The sequence below is a fragment of the Microcoleus sp. A006_D1 genome, assembly GCF_036702805.1.
Lineage (GTDB): Bacteria > Cyanobacteriota > Cyanobacteriia > Cyanobacteriales > Microcoleaceae > Microcoleus.
Genome location: NZ_JAUBVZ010000025.1, coordinates 1 through 20,578 on the forward strand (window position 1 = coordinate 1; position 20,578 = coordinate 20,578).

Consider the following 20,578-nt stretch of genomic DNA (forward strand, 5'->3'; position numbering starts at 1 on the left):
CATAAAAAAGGGCGATCGCCCTTTTTGAATAAGACGATCGCCCACCAAAACTCAAAAGTCATCAATCATCAGTATTAGCGAATGACCAATGACTAATGACCAATGACCAATGATTAATGACTAACCAATCAAGAAAGTACCGTTACCGTTAGATCTTTGGAAAATCAAACTCAAGTTGTTTGCACGTCCTTCAATCTCGCCGATCACATCTCCAAAACGCTGGATTGACAAATTGCCATCAACAGGAGTCAGGCTGTAGCCGTCGCTTAAAGAATTTCCTTGCAGTTGGATAAAATCGTTTGCGTCGAAGTTCCGAATCGTAGCTTGACCGTTACCCAAATACAGCGATATCGCGGATGAATTCTGGGCTGCTGCTGGAACTCCGAGGACGAATGTATCAATTCCCGGGCCGCCATACAGGAAATCGAACTCATCGCTGCCGAAGCTTTCATACTGCCGGTTGCCATTGCGATCGATACCTACTTCTACTCCGACAAATTCCGCAGTCCCCGCACCCGCACCAGTGATGAAGTCGTTGCTGCGGCTGCCGACAAAAGTTGCGGATCTAGTAGCCTCGTTTTTCCCGAAATTGAAGAAGTGCTCCCGACCGGTTTTCAATGCGCCTGAGTTGACAAACGGTACGATATCCGGGTTTTTCTTTAAGTATTCCGGTTCCAAAAATGAAGTTCCAAAACGACCTTCTTTTGCTCCAAATTGAATGAAATGCTGATACCCAGATTTGAAAGTTCCGTTCTTAACAAGCGGTAGCACGTCTGAGTTATTTGCTAAATAAAAATCTTCGTTGTACTCAGGCGATACTTGAGTGCGCCGGAATAAGCGGTTTCCTTCATCGTAACCTAACTGGATAAATTGATCGAGGCCTGTGGCAAAGGGTGCGTTTGGGTTGACTGTGCGGACTAAGGATAGGATGTTTGGGTTGGTGGCAAGGTAAGTAGCTTCGTCAAAATACCGCGATATTTTAGTTAAGCCGCCTTCTCGCCCGAATTTTTCAAAGTGTTCTTTTCCAGATTTGATAATTCCTGCATCAATGGCAGGCTGAACCCAAGGATATTGTGAGAGGTAGTATTGTTCATCGAAAATGTCATAGTTTGTCATTGTTTTTTGCCGAAAATTAGTTGTTTAAACATGGAATCTAATCGATGCTACTAAAGCCTTTCCCAAGGGCGGTGATGTATTTCCGGTAATGGGTAATTGATCACTTGTAATTGCTCGCGTTTGACCAAACTCACTCGGAGAAGCGCTACATACAATTTTACACTGTCTATTGCTTGCAAAAGTATCACTTTAGACCTATTTATGCGATCCGCTGACTAATCTTTATTACTTCGGCTCGCTGCGCGCCATTAATCGAATTTGGATAAATTCTTGCTTGCTGTTTTTGCTTGTACAGTCAAATTAATTATTATTAGATTACCTCTAATAGTTTTGATGACAGCATAAAAAAGGGCGATCGCCCTTTTTGAATAAGACGATCGCCCACCAAAACTCAAAAGTCATCAATCATCAGTATTAACTAATGACCAATGACTAATGACTAATGACTAATGACTAATGACCAATGACCAATGACTAACCGATCGCAAAAGTACCGTTACCATTAGATTGGATGAAAGTCAAACTCAAGTTGGCTCCTCCTTCAATCACGCCCAGCACATCTCCAAAACGCTGGATTGACAAATTGCCACCAACAGGAGTCAGGTTGTAGCCGTCGCTTAAAGAATTTCCTTGCAGTTGGATCAAATCATCTGCTACGTCAAAGTTGCGAATCGTAGCTTGACCATTACCCAGATACAGCGGTGTGGGAGTCACATTCCCGGCTGTAGCAGGAACTCCGAGGACGAATGTATCAACTCCCGGGCTGCCAATCAGGACATCAAATTCATTGGTGCCAAAGCTTTCATACTGCCGGTTGCCTCGGGGATCGATACCGACTTCTACTCCAATTAGTTCGGTATTCCCCACGCCAACACCAGTGAGAATATCGGTGCTGCGGCTGCCGACAAAAGTTGCAGAACGATTGGGTTCATTTTTCCCAAAATTGAAGTAGTGTTCGCGACCGGTTTTCAAGTTTCCAGAGTTGACAAACGGCACGATGTCGGGGTTTTTCTTTAAGTATTCCGGCTCAAAAAACGAAGTTCCAAAACGACCTTCTTTTGCCCCGAATTGAATGAAATGCTGGTAGCCTGATTTGAAAGGTGCATTGGGGCCTATGAACGATCGCAGCTCGGAGTTGTTTGCTAAATAAAAATCTTCGCTGTACTCTGGCGATACTGCGCTGCGGCGCTGTCCTTCATCGTAACCGAACTGGATAAAATGATCTAGACCTGTCGCAAAAGGCGCGTTTGGATTGACAGTGCGGACGAAGGGTCTGATGTCTGTGTTGACAGTAAGGTAAGCATTTTCGTCAAAATAACGCGAGACTTTAGTTAAGCCGCCTGCTCTACCGAATTTTTCAAAGTGTTCTCTACCGGATTTGATGACTCCTGCATCAATAGCCGGCTGAATCCAAGGATATTGTGAGAGGTAGTATTTTTCGTCGAAAATTGCGTAGTTAGCCATGTTTTCCCCCTAGGGTTTTGATTAGCTTGACAATCAATAGCAATTAACTTCACCTGCGCTCGATCGCCGATCGCGAACTTATGACAATTAAGACTTTTTGAAACCGTTTTAAGTTCCAGACAAAAATATCAAATGTGTAATAGCAGACTCATCCGAATCCAATATTTAACATTCGGAAATTCTGGCTTTATGGGGGTTAATTAATTGCTCGATCGCCTGTTTAGTTACTTCTACCAACTTGAAAACTTTTCTCAGGAGCCTTTTCTCAAAGATTGATGGATGGTTTATTTTTTTTGATACTTTAATCCTTTACACACTACACTGCATATGTCAAGTAAAGTTTTGTAAATAAAAAATGGAGTGGTTGCTCAAGGAATTTGTAAAATAATGTAACTAAAAATCGCAATAAATTTGTCGAATTGTGTAATTGGTATGATCAAATCGCCCAATGGCCAGCGTTTTCTGGTAAGAATGCTTATGGGATAAAAAATTCCCGATTGCCGAAAACAGCATCTTAAAGGAGCCTAACCGGATGTTCACTCACGTCAAGCCCACCATTCGCCACATCGCGCCGGAAAACTTGCAGGGGCGATCGCTCATGAAGGTGGTCTATGTCGTACTAGAACCGCAGTATCAAAGCGCCCTGTCCGCAGCGGTTCGAGCGATAAATAACAAAAATCCCAATCTGGCAATAGAAATTAGCGGCTATCTGATCGAAGAACTCCGCAGCCCGGAAAATTACGAGGCCTTCAAGCGGGATGTCGCCGATGCCAACGTATTTATTGCTTCTCTAATTTTCATTGAAGATTTGGCCGAAAAAGTGGTAGCGGCTGTAGAACCGCTGCGCGACAGCTTGGATGTCGCCGTAGTCTTCCCATCGATGCCTGGGGTGATGCGACTCAATAAAATGGGCACTTTCTCGATGGCGCAGTTGGGACAAAGCAAAAGCGCGATCGGCGAATTCATGAAAAAACGGAAGGAAAAGTCCGGTAGTTCCTTCCAAGACGGAATGCTGAAACTGCTGCAAACTTTGCCGAAAGTGCTGAAATTTCTGCCGATCGACAAAGCCCAAGATGCCCGCAACTTCATGCTAAGTTTCCAGTATTGGCTGGGCGGTTCCCAAGAAAACTTGGAAAACTTCTTGCTGATGCTGTCACATAAATACGTATTCAAAGGCCAGGAACAGCTAACTTTTCAAGAACCCGTTGTCTACCAGGACATGGGGATTTGGCATCCTTTGGCACCAGGAATGTTTGATGATGTCAAAGGATATCTCGCCTGGTATAATGCCCGCACAGATATTTCCGCAGACCTCAAAGACCCCCTCGCACTTTGCATCGGTTTAGTGTTGCAGCGCACTCACTTAGTCACCGGAGATGACGCACACTACGTCGCAATTGTCCAGGAATTCGAGGCAATGGGCGCGCGGGTGATACCGATTTTTGCCGGCGGTTTGGACTTCTCGAAACCGGTAGAAGCCTTTTTCTTGGAAGTTGGGCCCAAGGGTTTGGCACCGCTGCCGATCGTAGATGCGGTAGTTTCTCTAACTGGTTTTGCGTTGGTGGGCGGCCCGGCGAAACAAGATCACCCGAAGGCGATCGAGACTCTGAAAAAGCTCAACTGCCCTTACATGGTGGCTTTGCCGCTGGTTTTCCAAACGACGGAAGAGTGGGAAAATAGCGATTTGGGCTTGCACCCGATTCAGGTTGCTTTGCAGGTTGCTATTCCTGAGTTGGATGGTGCGATCGAACCGATTATCTTGTCGGGACGTGATGGCGCAACTGGCAAGGCGATCGCCCTACAAGACCGAGTTGAGACGATTTCCCAGCGCGCCATGAAGTGGGCAATGCTGCGTCGCAAACCAAAATTAGACAAGAAAGTTGCGATCACAGTCTTCAGTTTCCCACCCGACAAAGGCAACGTCGGAACAGCCGCTTACCTCGACGTTTTCGGCTCAATTTACGAAGTATTGAAAGCCTTAAAAGGCAACGGTTACGACTTGCCAGAACTGCCGGAATCCGCAGAAAAACTGATGCAAGAAGTCATCCACGACGCAACAGCCCAATACCAAAGCCCAGAATTGAATGTTGCTTACCGGATGTCCGTAGCTGAATACGAAGAATTCACTCCTTACTCGGAACGTTTGCAAGAAAACTGGGGCCCGCCTCCTGGACATTTGAACAGCGACGGACAAAATTTGCTGATTTTCGGCAAACATTTTGGTAACGTGTTTATTGGCGTGCAACCTACTTTTGGATACGAAGGCGATCCGATGCGGTTGTTATTTTCTCGTTCTGCAAGTCCCCACCACGGTTTTGCTGCTTACTACACATATTTGGAGCGCATTTGGGGTGCGGATGCGGTGCTGCATTTCGGCACTCACGGTTCGCTAGAATTCATGCCTGGTAAGCAGATGGGAATGTCTGTGGATTGTTATCCCGACAGTTTGATCGGCAAGATTCCTAACCTCTATTATTACGCCGCCAACAATCCCAGCGAGGCAACAATTGCTAAGCGTCGTAGTTATGCTGAAACGATCAGCTATCTGACTCCTCCGGCTGAAAATGCTGGTTTGTACAAAGGTTTGCAGGAACTCAGCGAGTTAATTGCTTCTTATCAAACTTTGAAGGATACGGGCCGGGGTGTGCCGATTGTTGATGCGATCGTCGAAAAATGCCGTTTGGTCAATTTAGACAAAGATATCGCCCTACCTCCCGAACAGGAAAGAGGCGTTGCTGCGGGCATGACTGCGGAGGAACGGGACAATTTAGTTGGCTTGGTTTACCGCAAGTTGATGGAGATTGAATCGCGGTTGTTACCTTGTGGTTTGCATATTATCGGGAAGCCGCCAACTGCGGAAGAGGCGATCGCAACTTTGGTAAATATCGCCAATTTAGACCGCGAAGAAGACAACCTACTCAGCTTACCGCGGATTATCGCTAACAGTCTGGGACGCGATATCGAAGACGTTTACACCAACAGCGACAAAGGCATTTTAGTTGATGTCGAATTGCTGCAAAGCATCACCTTCGCCTGTCGGGATGCAGTAGGCGCTTTGGTGAAGGAACAAACCGATGCTGAGGGCCGAGTTTCCCTGGTTTCCAAGTTAAATTTCTTCAACATGGGCAAGAAAACACCTTGGATTGAAGCGCTGCACGCCGCGGGTTACAAAAAGGTCGATCCAGAACCGATTAAACCGCTGTTTGAGTATCTGGAATTCTGCTTGAAACAAGTTTGCGCTGATAACGAATTAGGCGCACTGTTGCGCGCCCTAGAAGGCGAATACGTTCTGCCGGGCCCCGGTGGCGATCCGATTCGCAACCCGGATGTTTTGCCCACAGGCAAGAATATGCACGCTTTAGACCCGCAGTCAATCCCCACAACAGGGGCAATCAAGTCTGCTAAGGTTGTAGTCGATCGGCTATTAGAAAGACAGCGCACCGATAACGACGGCAACTATCCCGAAACCATCGCCGTTGTGCTCTGGGGAACCGACAACATCAAGACTTACGGCGAATCCCTCGCCCAAGTAATGTGGATGGTTGGAGTCAAGCCAGTTCCCGATGCTTTGGGCCGGGTAAACAAACTCGAATTGCTTTCCTTGGAAGAGTTGGGCCGTCCTCGGATTGACGTAGTAATTAACTGTTCCGGCGTATTCCGCGACTTGTTCATCAACCAAATGAACTTGTTAGACAGGGCCGTGAAAATGGCAGCAGAAGCCGACGAACCGTTAGAAATGAACTTCGTCCGCAAACACGCCTTGAAGCAAGCCGAAGAAATGGGAATCAACCTGCGACAAGCAGCAACCCGCGTATTTTCCAATGCTTCCGGTTCCTATTCATCTAACGTCAACTTGGCGGTAGAAAACAGCACTTGGGAAAGCGAAGCCGAGTTGCAGGAAATGTACTTAACCCGCAAATCCTTCGCCTTTTCTTCCGACAGTCCCGGAACAATGGCACAAGACAGGCAGATTTTTGAATCATCCTTAAAAACTGCTGAAGTCACCTTCCAGAACTTAGATTCTGCGGAGATTTCGCTAACCGACGTGTCGCACTATTTCGACTCCGATCCGACTAAATTAATCGGCAGTTTGCGCGCCGACGGTAAGAAACCAACATCCTTTGTTGCTGATACAACCACAGCGAACGCGCAGGTACGGACGCTATCAGAAACCGTGCGTTTAGATTCGCGCACTAAGCTGCTGAATCCGAAGTGGTACGAGGGGATGTTGTCGCACGGTTATGAGGGCGTGCGGGAGATTTCTAAGCGTCTGGTAAACACGACTGGATGGAGTGCGACTGCTGGCGCTGTGGATAATTGGGTGTATGAGGATGTGAACGGTACGTTTATCCAAGATGAGGAGATGCAGAAGCGTTTGCTGAATCTGAATCCTCATTCGTTCCGCAAGATTGTCAGCACTTTGCTTGAGGTGAATGGCCGGGGTTATTGGGAGACTTCGGAGAGTAATTTGGACAGGTTGCGCGAGTTGTATCAGGAGGTGGAAGACCGGATTGAAGGGGTAGAGTAAGATAGTTTTGGGGCAGGCATCTTGCCTGCCTCGCTACACATAAGCATCGTCTCATCAACTCTATAAATCTTTCCCTACAACCTCCGTCAAATTATTTGCTTCATCATCCCACACATATACTGTAGGAAACATATAAATCTCATTATCTATCTCGACGTAGGTTGAGGGAGCCTTCAGTCTCTTATTCCACACTGGTCTACCTTGCTCATTAATCTTATATGGCTCATTTACTTGGTGGATATCAGGGAGGTTTTCTGGATCATAGTAATAACACTTAGATAGCAGATAATCTTCTGTAAAATAACCAGGCGGAATTGAACCGAATTGTAATATAAAAATCTCTCCAACCGTTTTACTACCTTCTTGTTGACAATAAAGAAAAACCTTGTTAATAAAGGTTTCGCTCAACGCATAAGTTTTGTTATCTTTTTGAACGAAAACATGATTTTTGACAAGATGCGATCCTACTTTACTAGATAATTCTCTGTAGTTTCCAACATTAAGAGTACCTAAATGAGTATTAGATAATATAGAAAACAAAGCAGAGTAAAACTCAAACAATGTGTCCGCCTTAAAAGAGAAAGCTACTGGTCTGACAGATTGTTCAAAATCCTCTGGTTTTAAAATATGCTTTAATCCTCTGCCTAACTGTAAAATTATTCCCTCCTGTAAGACTACTACTAGATTAGGCCAGACTGAAGGCGATTGTTCCTTTTGATAATCTCTCAAATTTTTTTCCAATGAATCTAGGGAATTATTGCTTAATTGATACGCAAAAATAATTCCAAATGGTAAAACAGCACCTCTAGGAACCATTTTTCTAAGCTTTTCTATTTTTGCTAACCCATCCAATAAATCAGGTTTTGCAAGCCTAGACTTAACTTCTATTACACCATATATACCTTCTATTGGAAAAACTTGAACTCGTTTATCAAACATCCATGTTGGACATTTATCTCTGTCATATATAATTAAATCCGATTGATTAGATTCTTCATTTGAGGGACTAATTATCAACCCAGAGCCGATTCCGTATTTGGGAGGAATTTTACCTGATTCTAAAAATTCTCTAAGATAACCCTCTCGAAAATCACCTTTGACAACAGAGTGTGATATTTCAGAGGAAATATTAAAGTCTTCTAATAACTTTTGAGAAATTCTTTGGAAAATGAACTTTACATCCATGTTTGGAAAATTATTGCTATTTGTCAATAACACCTATTATATTCTATTTAAGAATTTGGTAAGCCATCCGGCGACAATCTTTAAGAAGGATGAGACTTTAAAATTCTGCGACGAATAGCTTTTTAATCAGTTCCTCCGTCACTACTTGAAGTTTAAACGTATCACGGGCTTCTATACTGCCCCAAGTATTGTCCAGGCATTCGATTGTAGAGATTGCCTTATCAAGATATCGGGTAAACTGTTGAGGGTCATCAAGCACAATATTTATTGTATTACAACTATCATCAATCCTTAAATTATTCGGTTTTGGACAGTCTTTTTTTAAAATAAAATATTTTAAAGCCATCAAAAGATGATATTGATATTTCCGGTACTTGGGGTTTTTACTAAATTGGTTTTTTAATTTGTAGTGAGCTAGTGAACTCGTATAGTAAGGACTAGGGTGATGATTATCACAAAATATCTTTGTACCAATATCTTTTATTAAAGAACCTGAATAGCCTAATGCTCGGTGAGGCTCATCAAGAAACATCGCCGCAAATACTTTGAGTTGATTCTTAATTGAAACAATTCGGTTTTTGGGAATATTTGTCCCTATATATTGTCCTGGTTGTCTTTCATAGTATAAGCGACTACTTTCCTCACCAAATGATTTATAATGTTCTTCTAATCCCTTACTGAACTTACTAGCTTTCTCAAGAGCTACTAATGCTTCTTTTTCAACTTGCGTCTGAAAATTAGTAGCTTTAATAATTTCAATAACTATGTCATCTCTATTTTCATCAGGTTCAATAATTTTTACAGGTACATGAAGATTATTAATCCCTTCGATATCTTTTCTGTTACAAAGTATATTGCTAGTTTGACACCCATTAACAATTTGATAATCTTTTAAAGTGAATGTGTTTGCTACACGAGTAATTGATTTTGAAACAATGGTTATCCCGTTATTCAATATAGAAAACCTATCTAAGTGGCCTGAAGTTAAAGTATTGTCTATATCCTTATTGACATCATTATCTTTTCCTTTAAAACCTCTAACATTATCATCAAGTATGACAGGTTTAACTTTTTCTAAAGTATCATCAATGATGAGTTTGCGGAATTCAGAGAAAGGAAGAGTGCCTATGTATGATTGCTTAATTCCTTCGATTTTAAGTAAGCTTACATGAGATGCAAATTCTATTACAGCTTGTACTTTTAATTTGGTACTGCGATAAAAATCTTGAATGTCACGTGCACGAAGAGGATGAATTTGAACATTCCCAAAAATATGAGTTTCTTCAATCAATTTCTTTTTACGGTTAAAGTGAGCTAGGTTATTTTGATTAATATGTCTAAAAGAAGTTGTGATATAATAGAGCTTGCAAGTAGGCATTGGTTCCAGCTTAGAAATACAGGAAGTAAGTAGTTGAGTAGCTAATTCGGATTTTTCTAGAATCTTTCGATTACCGCCAAGCTTTTTATTGTTTTCTTCAAATAAAGATGTTTGTTGTCCTTGCAAAAAATTGGCAAAAAAAGACAAAGCCCCATCGCCAAAATAACCTATGTCTTCTTTCATGAAAGAATCAGAGGTTTTAGATTGAACAAAAATAAAACTTACTTTAACCGAAGCACGTTTTTTTAACTCATCGACTTCCTCTTTATTATTGAGTAACTTGCCATCGACTAAAATTATCATTCCATCCAAACCTGTATCATCTTTACCCGCAGTTGTAACTTCCTCAATGTCATTAAGATCTAGTTGATCGGCGTCCGAGCGTTCTCGTGATAGGATACAATAGTTACAAAACATTTCAAAAAGGTCGGATTCTTGAGTAGTATTTATATTGTAGTCATTCATGAATTCATCCATCATGCTTTTTGTAATTTTATCCATCACATAATTCCTCTAAGAAATATAAAAATTATTGGGAAATTGTCTAGCCCATTGAGCGATTATAGCACTTTCTCATTATGAGCGATCGCCCCTCCGCTTTCCCCCCGATCGAACTTTGGGGAGTATTCTCGAAGGGCGATCACCTTTGTGCTATATTATAAGTAGATACGTTTTGTATATACAGCCTCAGACAGCTTGAATATGACTATCTCGCGCAAACGACTTGAAGAATTAAAAAATATCCCAGAATCCGCCATTGATACGTCTGACATTCCTGAGTTAGATGCAAGCTTCTGGGAACAAGCCAAACTGGTAAAACCGCTGACAAAACAAGCTATTTCTTTAAGAGTTGATAGCGATGTCCTAGATTGGTTTAAAAGTCAAGGAAAAGGTTATAAATCTTTGATGAATGCTGTGCTGCGCTCTTATGTTGAACACCACATCAAGAACGGTCAATAAAAGTGCGATCGCCCGTTTAAAATCAATTTCGTGCAGAGCCCGATATTACCTCACTTATTGACAATGATATCAATATATGATATCATTAAGTTGGAAGATAAAAAATAAAATATTTATGGATCTAAATAACAAACAGCGTAAAATTTTAGAAGCAATTTTTACAGATCCTATACTCACTAATATTAATTGGAAAGATATTGAAAGTTTATTTACAGCGCTAGGTGCTACTATTACTCAAGGACAAGGTTCGCGGGTTCGCATTTTTTTAAATGATTTTAGAGCAGTTTTTCACGAGCCACATCCTCAAAAATAGACAGATAGAGGAGCGGTTAAATCTGTTAGGGAATTTTTGATAAAGGCAGGGGTTGAACTATGATGACTTAGCTGTTAACGGGGAAATCCTGACTGATAGCCCCAACTTAAGAAGGCTACATTTAATCGAAGATTCATCTACCATAACTTTCACAAGTATTTAGAGAGCAATAATTATTACAGCCATGATGACTTATAAAAGCTACACAGCCCATGTTGAAGTTGATTTAGAAGCTGGTATTCTGTTTGGTCGAGTGCTTGATATTAATGACGTAGTGACATTTAAAGCAAAAACCATCGAAGAAGCTCGCCAAGAATTCCAAAATTCAGTTGATGATTATCTAGAGTTTTGCAAAGAATTGGGACAGGAACCGGACAAACCATTTTCAGGTAAGCTACCATTTCGCACGACTCCTGAACATCATCGCAAAATATTTATTGCCGCCAATAAAGCTGGCAAAAGTATCAATGCTTGGATGGATGAGGTTTTAATTAGAGCAGCAGAGCAGAGTATTCATACTTAAAGCAATTAATTGAGTCGATTGGGTAAAGGGCGATCGCGCTTACAGAATCAGCTACCGTAAGAAAACGGCAATGCCGTCTCCGGCGCGGGCACGAATATGGACACGGCAGAAGACCCGGCGGTTGAAACCGCGTCTATACAGACAAAACCCGACGGGAGCGGGTTGAAGAAGACCGGGCCGTTGAAATTATATTATTTTCTTCAGTCCGCGCAGGCGGACTTCGTTTGTGTAGGCGCGGTTTCAACCGCCGTCTCATCTGCCGTTTCCCTACGAAGATCGCGTTTATCAACCTAATTTGATATCAATTAGAAAGATACCGACTTTGCACATACTGTTTCAACACCGGATTCAAACTAAACAAAGTTATCTTTTCCTCTTCTATTGCATCCAATAAAAACCGATTTCTGAGCGATCGCACTGCATTGAGTATCTCAGACGACGACAACGGTATTTTGTTAAAAAAATAGGACACAGCAACGGGTTCAGCTAGATTAGCAAAGTGAGTCACCACAGCCAATTCCGGCGGAGTCAAGCGCTGAAATTGTTGAGATAACTGAGATTGCAACCCTTCATCTAAAATCGGCATCTCGCACTGCAAAAACTCAGCCACCCTACCCCCAAATAACTCTCGAATCAGGGTTGCAGTTAACTCCAACCACAGGGGATTGCCTTGATAAATATCAATCAATGTTTCCCATGTTTCCTCATCGGATAACTTTTCTGACTGCAAAATATCTTTAGCTGCTATTCCTAAACTTCCCAATTCAAAGGAGCGAACGGGATGATATGCTTTTTCTAATCGGACAATTTCTCTAGGTTTTTCGGAACTATTCAACATCAAACAACTCTGATGACAAACTTCGGCAATTAATTTAAAAAATAACTGATAATTTTCACAGTCAGATTTGTATTGTCCTGGGGGTTGTCCGCTGCAAAAAAGCATTTGCACGTCATCGAGGACAATCAGACAGCGATAGTTGCGTAGGTGGTTGAGGAGTTGGGAAATTTTGGTGTCTATGTTTTGGGGAGTTTCTGTTGGTTGGGGAAAGATTTGCAGGAGGTTGGTGAGGGTTGCTTCTAGGGTTGGGGAAAACCGGAGGCTGCGATAGATGATGTAATCGAAGCCGGTTTTGATTTGGTTGATGAGGCCCAGGGAGAGGGTTGTTTTGCCGATTCCGCTGATTCCGAGGAGTGCGATGAGGCGTGTGCGTTGCTGTGTGATCCAGTTTTCGAGGGTGGAGAGTTGAGGGGTGCGTGAAGCGAAGCTATCCCGTAGGGAATCGAAAAACCTGAAGATTTCGGGTGCGTCGCCTAAGTCGATGTGGGGTTGAGTTGGGGTTTGTTGGGGGTTTTGCGGATGTGTGGGACTTCTCGCTTTTTCTTGACAAATATTGACGTTATTATTAACTGTTACATGATCTCTACCGATAGTTGATGGAGAGTTGTAAAAATTCGCTCTTTCTAGTATGGCTCTAACATTTCCTTTACTGACATCTTCGCCTAATACCTCTGAAAGTAGTTTCCAGAGTTCAGCAGCAGCAACCCTAACATAACCTTCACTACAATCCCGGTCTTGGGCTACTTTTGCGGCATATTTCCGACCTTGGAGCGTTTCTTTTAATATCGCCTCTTGCAGGTCTTCTAAGTGTTTCCCTGTTTTGGCAAAGACCTTTTCATCTGCAAATCTTAAGACTTCCTTAAGCTCCATAGGTCGCATTTGAGGTAATTTTTAGTTACTATAACTTATTTTTTATAACTTTTTACATAACATTATATAACGTTTTCTAAGGTGAGTGGGTGGGCGATCGGCTAAGCAAGCTCATTGTATGATTTTTTTAGCGAAGGTTAGTTGCACTGGACTTGACCGGGCTACATCCGAGCTTGTGGATATTTTGGACATTCAAAAATCAAAGGAGTAATTATGGCTCAAGAAAAAATTGGTATAGTTCAAACGCCAGATGGTGGTAAATCTGAGGTCTACTGGGACAAGGACACGGGCAAAGTATACACTGCTCAGGAGTATGCTGGGACAGCATCATCAAAGGAGCAGGCTATGATTGAAGCTAACTATTATGCAACAACTAAACAAACACGAACCTAAAAATTTGTGAAAATAACCAAACTTAATCAATCTGTTATTTATTAGCAGAAAAGATGGGGAAGGAATTAAGAGTGCACGATCGCCAACATTTACACTAAAAGTTAAAGCTTAGGCGATCGCTCTTGAGAATTTAGTATACGGTGATGCAAAGGATGGAATTGAAATGGCATATAAATCCGACCATGATTTCAGAACCGCTCTGTTTAAACAAGTAACCAAGGGGATGGATGATAAGCAAGATCGGAAGTTCCATGATTATTTAACCAATAATTACTGGGATGAAAAAGATAATATGACTTATCAGAAGCTACAGGAGGCTGCCAAAGAGTTTATGTCCAGCGACTACCCAAAATATTGGTGGAACGGTCAGAAATGGCTTTTATCGTAAAAATAATGGTACATCATTACGATTGCTGAATAAAAGCCAGTGTCTAAGGATAAAGGATTTGTACATTCACTAATATTAAGCGAAAAATGGGAAAACAAGCAGAAGCACTCATAGAAAAGTTTGGTGGCGACTACACTTATGAAGAGTTGCGCCAAATTAAGAAAGATTTTGGAAAGTCCAAAATTCAATATGAATATCCAGGTGGTGTAAAACGTAATACTTTTACAGAGTTAGAGGAACTGGCTAAAGACGGTGATTCAGACGCAAAGAAAGCAATTAAGCTTCTTTCGCAAACCAAAAGACTAAATGAAAAATCCTGATGAAGCTTGTCGTAAAGCGAACTACTACGCAACTACGCTTCAGAAATGGAAGGATTGATTGATAAAAGTTGCGATCGCCAACATTTACAGCAAAAGTTAAAGGTTAGGCGATCGATATCTTCAAGGTACGATATACGAGTTTGCTGTATAAAAAATATTCAATAGGAATGGAAACATGGCTAAGATATTTAGTGAAATTGATTGTATATCATCTGGCTCAATGGATTCTTTTCAAAAGGCTACAAACTATTGTTTGGAAGCTAAAAAATATCGAGAAGTACAATACTATCAAAAAGCTATTGAAGAATATAACCAGGCTTTAACTTACTTCATGTTTTTTCTTGGATCTGCCGAAGTAGGTGACGTAGTTTGTTTGGACAGCCAAATTATGTTACTTTTTTGGCTTCTTGGCTTAGTAGATAAAGTCAAAGAATGTTATGGCAAACTCAGCGAACCTTACAAGTCATTAATATTCCAAAATAAGCTTGAAGAAATAGTAGAGACAATTGGTAAATATGAAAAAAACTTAGATGCTGAACAATTCATTGTTTATAAAAATATAAGTAAAGGAATAAAATTGATTTATGAGGAAATTCCATTAGATGCATCTAAAGCAGTTTTAAAAGACCTATCTCAAGTTCTTGACAATTCAGACGATCCTACATTTGTAGAAATGGTTTCAAACTATGACAAATGTTGTTCCTATAAAACATTGCTTGTACCATCCAAAGGAGTTAGTATTAGTAGTTCTAGTAGCTCTTGCTTCATCGCCACCGCAGCTTACTCCACTTCCGCACACCCAGACATCGACACCTTCCGCAATTTCCGGGACAAAAAACTTTTAACCAATCCTGTAGGTCAAGCGTTAGTCAGCTTATACTACAATATCAGCCCTAGCATCGCTAACTATGTGAAAAGGCAGCCGGTTATCAAGAGCTTTTTAAGACATCAGCTAGAGCGTTTAGCTGAGTGGATGCGTAGCCGACAAGTGAAAAGTTAATAAAGTAGGATGGGAGAGGGTGCAGGGGGCGATCGCCTAACAAAATTCTAAAAAACAGGAAAAATAATGGCTAATAGTGAACATCTTGTGATACTGAAACAAGGAGTAGTTTATTGGAATAATTGGCGCAAGAATAACCCTCATGTAATACCAGACCTAAGTAATGCAAGTATGATTGGTGCAGAACTTAAGGGCATTAATTTTGAAAAAGCAAATCTCTCTTACGTAGATATTAGCGGGATAGCACATCTTGAAATTGCAAATTTTCAAAAAGCAGATCTCCGTTTTGCAAATCTGTCTGAAGCTTATCTTGGTGGAGGAGATTTTACACAAGCCAATTTGGAACACGCGAATCTTGTAGAAGCAGAGCTGATTTGTGCAAGAATCAGGGATGCAAGCTTTATGTATGCAAATCTCGCTAGTGCAAACTTTAATTCGACGATTATGTATGATACTATATTTTGTGATGCAAATTTGATTGATGCAACTTTTTCAGATGCTCGTTTAATAAACGTAAATTTTATAGGTGCAAAAATCACTGAAATAAATCTGCGTAAAGCACGTTTTGCTTCTAAAGTAATGATGCCCGATCATACAGTTTTTAATTTACGTCGTGGATCGTAGCTATTGACAATTATAATATACTTGTTTAAGTATGCCAGATAGTCTAGAATTTTGCTACCGCTATTAACCTTTTCTTCCCCAAGTGCGATCGCCCTTGATTAAGCAGTTGGATTATCATCTTGATTGCGCTGATTTAAGAGGATATCAAGCATCCGCACCGTCTCCGTTCTCAAACCCTCAATATTCGCCTGTTGTCGGTCAATATTAGCCTGCTGTTGATCCATCCTTTGAAATAACTGCTGCCGTTCTTCTCTTGCCTCTGCTGCCACATTAGCTAAAGCTTGAATCACGCGAGCATTACTCTCAATGAGGCGATTATTATTCTCTGTTGCGATCGCTATACTATCAACCCGCTGAGTCAAACTTTCTACCGAGTTTGCTAGACGATCTAACCGAGCGTCATCCCATTGTTGCGTACTCATAGATTTTTCTCCTTATTTGGTGATTTTTATGATAACTTTTATTTGAGTTTCTTGGCGTACATACCGCGATCGCCCTTTTCTTCACCAAGTACGCCCTTATCTTTCCCAAAGTGCGATCGACCTTTATTAAGAATTTGGATTATCTCCCTGATTGCGCTGATTTAAGAGGATATCAAGCATCCGCACCGTCTCCGTTCTCAAACCCTCAATATTCGCCTGTTGTCGGTCAATATTAGCCTGCTGTTGATCCATCCTTTGAAATAACTGCTGCCGTTCTTCTCTTGCCTCTGCTGCCACATTAGCTAAAGCTTGAATCACGCGAGCATTACTCTCAATGAGGCGATTATTATTCTCAATGGCGTGAGAGTTGCTCTGTGCTATACTAGCTATACCTTCTATCCTATCGGCTAGACCATCTACTTTGTCTGCCAAGCGGTCTAACATATGATCATTCCAGCGTTGGGTACTCATAGTTTTTCATTGATTTTTTAGTTTTTACTATTCTAGCGTTTCAGCCTTCTTTTCTTAGTTGCAACTGGAATTCCAGAGCATCCACACGATACGGCAAAAAACCGCGCCATCTCTTTAGATTTTTCCTGGGCAATCTTTCACTGCTACCCTGAATATGAGTTGTTGCCCGATCGCGCATCAATGCTGACAACACCTCTAAAAGTTGCTGTTGCTCTTCAGGAGTGAGACTTTGAGCCTGACTCAGTACCTCGCTATAAGTAGACATTATGCTCTATGTTGAGATTTTTGAATCTGAAGCTATTATATAACAATTTCTAGTTATGAGTTATGTTACAACTTAAGTTCTTTTGAAGAGATTCCCCGATCGCGCCCCGCGAAATAATCTGCCAATGCTGCTTGACTTTCTGCTATCTCTTGGGCTGAAATCACCTCATCATCGCCTTCAACTTCAACCCCCTGATGAACGATCTTTCTCAATTCCTCTAATAATCGGAGTTGGTCAGACAGGGCGAGGCGTTGAACTTGAGTCAGTACCTCATTATAAGTCGGCATAGACTTTTTACTGGTATTTTTTAGCTCTAACTCTAATATATACTGATTTTGGCTGGAAGTGCGATCGACCTTTTCTTCTTAAAGCGCGATCACCCTTTTCTTCCCAAAGTGCGAGATCCTTTTCCTTTCCAACACCAGACTAATTCAACTCCCTATGTCAGTGGTTTTCTAAACCGATGTCCATCAGGTTCTACCACCACAAATGCCCCTTTTAGTTCCACTTCAGAGTAATTTTCTATAACTTTTGCTAGTTCGTTGTGGACTTCATTCACTGTTTTAGGTAAGACTCGAAGGTAAATAACACCTGTTCCGATCGCCCTCACAAAAACAAGATTTTCGTAATCTCTGTCTCGCGTAACAACGATGCGATTTTCTGACTGCGCCACTCTAAGTATTTCTTCATCACTTGCTTGCGCTAAACCTATTTTAGCGACAATAATTACATCATGTCCTCCATCAATCAAAAACTTTGTCGTGACACCATACACATCTTGATCTATCAGGAATTTCATAATTTAAGCTAATGCCAAATGAACATCTTCAGCAGCCACCAGTGCGATCGCATACTGTAGGCACGCCCGAATATCATCCAGTTCCAGATCGGGATAGTAGTCTCGGATAATTTCTGCAAAAGAAAGCCCTTCATTGAGTAATTCTAGAACGCTCTGTACAGTAATGCGCGTACCCGCGATGCAAGGCTTACCGAAGTGAATTTGAGGGTTGACGGAGATCCTGTCCATTTTGACCGCAGCGCTATACGTCTCTTCTATTTTAAGTCATAAAGTTGACGATCGCCCTTCTTTCTTATTTATTTAATCCCTACACCAATTTTTTTATCAACTTCCCCAGCCGGGATACCGCTTTCTCCTGCTTGTTTGCGCTGAGCGTGACTCTAGCAATTTCTGCTTGACTTCTTCCTTAACTTCTAAACCCGAATCAGGATCGCCGAAATATTCTTCTAAACACTGTTCAACCGTATGCCGAATCAAGTCCCGCAGTTGCTCAACTGTCATGTCTTTGACTTGCATCTTAATCTCCTAGTCTTTGGGAGTTTTAATAAATTATACCGGGCTTGAGTGAATTTTGCTCAGGCGATCGCCCTTTTCTCCCAAACAGCCTGAAGCTTAGCTATCCCATAGGTAATCGCTCTAATAAACTTCACGACGATGAGCAATCACAGTCACAACCACCCGCTTTTGCTCCTCATCAATGTAATAAACAACCCGATAATCTCCAACGCGATAGCGATAGTATCCAGCTAAGTCGCCTTTAAGTTGCTTAATATTTGGATGACTGCGAGGGTCAGTTTTCAACATCTCAAAACATCGATCTAGCTTGCGTTGCAAAGAACCTGATCCTTCTTCAAAAAATTCCTGAGCATCAAAGCTAAGGACAACTGAATAAAAATCCAGATTTTCATCAGTATTTTCGTTTGAGTTGCTCAACGGTCGTCACCTTACCTGCGGCTACATCTATTCGGGCTTTATTAAAAGCTTCCAGAAAACCGGGAATTTTCAATAATTCCATCGTAGCTTCATTGATTTCACGTTCTTCTAAATAAGCTAAGAAATCAGCAGCAACGCTCAGCCGTTCAGGAGATAAGCGATCTATCGATTGCTTGAGGTTCTGGCGAAGTTCTTGAGTTTTCATAGTTATAGCTATTGAAAATTATTAGAGCTACCTGTTTTATTTTACCAGATAGTCAGAAATTTGGCTCGTGCGATCGCCCTTTTCTCCCAAACAGCCTGAAGCCTAGCTATCCCGCAGGCGATCGCCCTGCCATCAATCCTAAATATTCCCTCACCTTCAACTCAATCTTTTTCCGCTGCTGACTCGGTTGACTCCCGCCGAATCTCACACAGCATTATTGGCACTCAAACTTTAATCTTATATCATATATTGGTACAATAAAAATGTATAGTTTGTCGCCGAAATTGATTTATTTTCTATCGCCGTTTCAAACTCAGCACGCTGAGAAAAAAGCTCGACAGCACCATCTGCAAGCCCACAGTCAGGCAAGTCAGCGAAGGAATAACCAAACGCAGAGTTTTAGAAGGATCGAGAGAACCGAACGCAGTTTCGCTCCAGATAGTTAATGACAAAAACGACCCAACTATGCCAATTAAAATTAGCGTAACTCCGACCATCAATCCGGTCTCTAAGCTAACATATCGAAATATTTTATTTAGTTTCGGGTCTGCGGGCAGCAGTTTCTCGCTGATGGCGAAAACTTTGGTGAAAAAAGCAAAAGTTACTGCTTGAAAACCGATGATAATTGCGATCGCCCCATAAAGCAGCGTGTGCACATCAAACCTAATACTACCAATCTTTTGAGTACCAGGTAACAGCCAAATGCCGACAATTAAACCCCAAATTATCAGCGCCACACCCGGATACAAAAACAGCCAGCGAGGACTGTAAAGCAGCAAAAATCGCAGGTGTCGCCAGCCATCTCGCCAAGTTCGCAAGTGCGGCGGGCGACTGCGCCCGTCGGGAAAAAGTACCGTTGGGACTTCACTTATCCGCAACTTGTACAGAGAAGCCTTCACCACCATTTCGCTAGCAAATTCCATCCCCGTTGTTTGCAAGTCGAGTTGCAAAATTGAGTCTCTCCTAAAACCCCTGAGCCCGCAGTGAAAATCGCCGGCGGGACTTGCAAAGAATAGTCGCCCAACCCATGTCAGCACCGGATTTCCCAAATATTTGTGTAGCGGCGGCATTGCACCCGGTTTGATGCCCCCTTGAAAGCGGTTTCCCATCACTAAATCGCAGCCTCCCCGCAATTTTTCGACAAAAGCGCCGAGGTTGGAAAAATCGTAGCTGTCGTCAGCGTCGCCCATGATAATATAAACTCCGCGGGCTGCTAGGATGCCCCCCATCAGCGCGCTGCCGTAGCCTTTGGCTGCTACCGGCACGACTCTGGCCCCTTGGTTGGCGGCGATATCTTGAGAACCGTCCGTGCTGCCGTTGTCTGCTATGATAACTTCGCCGACAATATCAAGTTCGCGCAGCGACCTCTGGGCTTTCTCGATGCAAATTTCTAAAGTTTCTGCCTCATTCAGGCAAGGCATAAGTATCGATAGTTCGAGAGTGTTTTCCCCGCTTGCTTTGGTCTGTTCTGCCATTTGTGTTTTCCACTCTCGATCGCGATCGACAATCCTTGATTTTCCACTATTTTTGCTAAAAATATTGAAATCAAACAAAACTAAATCAAACTTAATTTAAAATGTTAA

At 42.0% G+C, this 20,578-nt stretch carries 25 protein-coding genes; 10 read left to right on the forward strand and 15 right to left on the reverse strand.

What is annotated here, in order from left to right:
* Positions 1-120: 120 nt before the first annotated feature.
* Positions 121-1,116: a calcium-binding protein gene (locus tag QUB68_RS28015; RefSeq protein WP_332998178.1), complete on the reverse strand. Its 996-nt coding sequence runs from the start codon at positions 1,114-1,116 to the stop codon at positions 121-123.
* 474 nt (positions 1,117-1,590) lie between these two features.
* Complete coding sequence (locus QUB68_RS28020) at positions 1,591-2,580, reverse strand: calcium-binding protein (RefSeq protein ID WP_332998179.1); 990 nt, start codon at positions 2,578-2,580, stop codon at positions 1,591-1,593.
* 532 nt (positions 2,581-3,112) lie between these two features.
* Here QUB68_RS28020 and QUB68_RS28025 point away from each other — a divergent pair.
* On the forward strand, positions 3,113-7,108 hold the full coding sequence (locus QUB68_RS28025) for a magnesium chelatase subunit H (protein WP_332998180.1): 3,996 nt from the start codon (positions 3,113-3,115) through the stop codon (positions 7,106-7,108).
* A 60-nt stretch (positions 7,109-7,168) separates the two neighbouring features.
* Here QUB68_RS28025 and QUB68_RS28030 read toward each other — a convergent pair whose 3' ends face one another.
* The gene (locus QUB68_RS28030) at positions 7,169-8,293 is read right to left on the reverse strand and encodes a DUF6602 domain-containing protein (RefSeq protein WP_332998181.1); all 1,125 of its coding nucleotides are present in this window, start codon (positions 8,291-8,293) and stop codon (positions 7,169-7,171) included.
* Between the two features lie 97 nt (positions 8,294-8,390).
* Entirely contained in the window at positions 8,391-10,172 is a 1,782-nt protein-coding gene (locus QUB68_RS28035; RefSeq protein ID WP_332998182.1) for an AIPR family protein, read from the reverse strand.
* Between the two features lie 201 nt (positions 10,173-10,373).
* On the opposite strand from QUB68_RS28035, the gene QUB68_RS28040 reads away from it, so the two are divergent.
* The 3 genes from QUB68_RS28040 (at position 10,374) to QUB68_RS28050 (ending at position 11,467) form a co-directional block, all read left to right on the forward strand.
* Positions 10,374-10,631, forward strand: a complete 258-nt coding sequence (locus tag QUB68_RS28040; protein WP_332998183.1) for a BrnA antitoxin family protein — start codon at positions 10,374-10,376, stop codon at positions 10,629-10,631.
* A 115-nt stretch (positions 10,632-10,746) separates the two neighbouring features.
* On the forward strand, positions 10,747-10,944 hold the full coding sequence (locus QUB68_RS28045) for a type II toxin-antitoxin system HicA family toxin (RefSeq protein ID WP_332998184.1): 198 nt from the start codon (positions 10,747-10,749) through the stop codon (positions 10,942-10,944).
* 184 nt (positions 10,945-11,128) lie between these two features.
* A complete protein-coding gene (locus tag QUB68_RS28050; RefSeq protein ID WP_332998185.1) occupies positions 11,129-11,467 on the forward strand; it encodes a type II toxin-antitoxin system HicB family antitoxin in 339 nt (112 codons plus the stop codon).
* Positions 11,468-11,768: 301 nt separating this feature from the next.
* On the opposite strand, the gene QUB68_RS28055 is transcribed toward QUB68_RS28050, so the two are convergent.
* Complete coding sequence (locus QUB68_RS28055) at positions 11,769-13,175, reverse strand: AAA family ATPase (protein ID WP_332998186.1); 1,407 nt, start codon at positions 13,173-13,175, stop codon at positions 11,769-11,771.
* Between the two features lie 213 nt (positions 13,176-13,388).
* Here QUB68_RS28055 and QUB68_RS28060 point away from each other — a divergent pair, with 213 nt between their 5' ends.
* The 5 genes from QUB68_RS28060 to QUB68_RS28080 all read left to right on the forward strand — a co-directional run bounded on the left by QUB68_RS28060 (position 13,389) and on the right by QUB68_RS28080 (position 15,900).
* Complete coding sequence (locus tag QUB68_RS28060) at positions 13,389-13,568, forward strand: hypothetical protein (protein WP_332998187.1); 180 nt, start codon at positions 13,389-13,391, stop codon at positions 13,566-13,568.
* A gap of 163 nt (positions 13,569-13,731) precedes the next feature.
* Positions 13,732-13,956, forward strand: a complete 225-nt coding sequence (locus QUB68_RS28065; protein ID WP_332998188.1) for a hypothetical protein — start codon at positions 13,732-13,734, stop codon at positions 13,954-13,956.
* 86 nt (positions 13,957-14,042) lie between these two features.
* Positions 14,043-14,276, forward strand: coding sequence for a hypothetical protein (locus tag QUB68_RS28070; RefSeq protein ID WP_332998189.1), 234 nt, complete (start codon positions 14,043-14,045; stop codon positions 14,274-14,276).
* 175 nt (positions 14,277-14,451) lie between these two features.
* Positions 14,452-15,276 carry a CFI-box-CTERM domain-containing protein gene (locus QUB68_RS28075; RefSeq protein ID WP_332998190.1) on the forward strand — a complete coding sequence of 275 codons (825 nt, stop codon included), beginning with the start codon at positions 14,452-14,454 and terminating at the stop codon, positions 15,274-15,276.
* A gap of 66 nt (positions 15,277-15,342) precedes the next feature.
* On the forward strand, positions 15,343-15,900 hold the full coding sequence (locus QUB68_RS28080; RefSeq protein ID WP_332998191.1) for a pentapeptide repeat-containing protein: 558 nt from the start codon (positions 15,343-15,345) through the stop codon (positions 15,898-15,900).
* Between the two features lie 98 nt (positions 15,901-15,998).
* Here the strand turns inward: QUB68_RS28080 and QUB68_RS28085 are convergent, their stop codons facing one another.
* The 9 genes from QUB68_RS28085 to QUB68_RS28125 form a co-directional block, all read right to left on the reverse strand.
* Positions 15,999-16,322, reverse strand: coding sequence for a hypothetical protein (locus QUB68_RS28085; RefSeq protein ID WP_332998192.1), 324 nt, complete (start codon positions 16,320-16,322; stop codon positions 15,999-16,001).
* Between the two features lie 126 nt (positions 16,323-16,448).
* The gene (locus QUB68_RS28090; RefSeq protein ID WP_332998193.1) at positions 16,449-16,793 is read right to left on the reverse strand and encodes a hypothetical protein; all 345 of its coding nucleotides are present in this window, start codon (positions 16,791-16,793) and stop codon (positions 16,449-16,451) included.
* A gap of 40 nt (positions 16,794-16,833) precedes the next feature.
* A complete protein-coding gene (locus QUB68_RS28095; RefSeq protein WP_332998194.1) occupies positions 16,834-17,058 on the reverse strand; it encodes a hypothetical protein in 225 nt (74 codons plus the stop codon).
* 65 nt (positions 17,059-17,123) lie between these two features.
* Positions 17,124-17,345 carry a hypothetical protein gene (locus QUB68_RS28100; RefSeq protein ID WP_332998195.1) on the reverse strand — a complete coding sequence of 74 codons (222 nt, stop codon included), beginning with the start codon at positions 17,343-17,345 and terminating at the stop codon, positions 17,124-17,126.
* A 152-nt stretch (positions 17,346-17,497) separates the two neighbouring features.
* On the reverse strand, positions 17,498-17,857 hold the full coding sequence (locus tag QUB68_RS28105; protein WP_332998196.1) for a DUF5615 family PIN-like protein: 360 nt from the start codon (positions 17,855-17,857) through the stop codon (positions 17,498-17,500).
* Between the two features lie 3 nt (positions 17,858-17,860).
* A complete protein-coding gene (locus QUB68_RS28110; RefSeq protein ID WP_332998197.1) occupies positions 17,861-18,085 on the reverse strand; it encodes a DUF433 domain-containing protein in 225 nt (74 codons plus the stop codon).
* Between the two features lie 96 nt (positions 18,086-18,181).
* A complete protein-coding gene (locus tag QUB68_RS28115; RefSeq protein ID WP_332998198.1) occupies positions 18,182-18,373 on the reverse strand; it encodes a hypothetical protein in 192 nt (63 codons plus the stop codon).
* Positions 18,374-18,493: 120 nt separating this feature from the next.
* A complete protein-coding gene (locus QUB68_RS28120) occupies positions 18,494-18,790 on the reverse strand; it encodes a type II toxin-antitoxin system RelE family toxin (protein ID WP_332998199.1) in 297 nt (98 codons plus the stop codon).
* Positions 18,765-18,995 (reverse strand): hypothetical protein, encoded by a 231-nt coding sequence (locus tag QUB68_RS28125; protein WP_332998200.1) that lies wholly within the window; start codon positions 18,993-18,995, stop codon positions 18,765-18,767. Before QUB68_RS28125 ends, QUB68_RS28120 begins: the two co-directional genes overlap by 26 nt.
* A gap of 11 nt (positions 18,996-19,006) precedes the next feature.
* Between QUB68_RS28125 and QUB68_RS28130 the strand changes: the two genes are divergently transcribed.
* The gene (locus QUB68_RS28130; RefSeq protein WP_332998201.1) at positions 19,007-19,177 is read left to right on the forward strand and encodes a hypothetical protein; all 171 of its coding nucleotides are present in this window, start codon (positions 19,007-19,009) and stop codon (positions 19,175-19,177) included.
* A 114-nt stretch (positions 19,178-19,291) separates the two neighbouring features.
* Here the strand turns inward: QUB68_RS28130 and QUB68_RS28135 are convergent, their stop codons facing one another.
* Positions 19,292-20,548 (reverse strand): glycosyltransferase family 2 protein, encoded by a 1,257-nt coding sequence (locus QUB68_RS28135; RefSeq protein ID WP_332998202.1) that lies wholly within the window; start codon positions 20,546-20,548, stop codon positions 19,292-19,294.
* Positions 20,549-20,578: the final 30 nt, after the last annotated feature.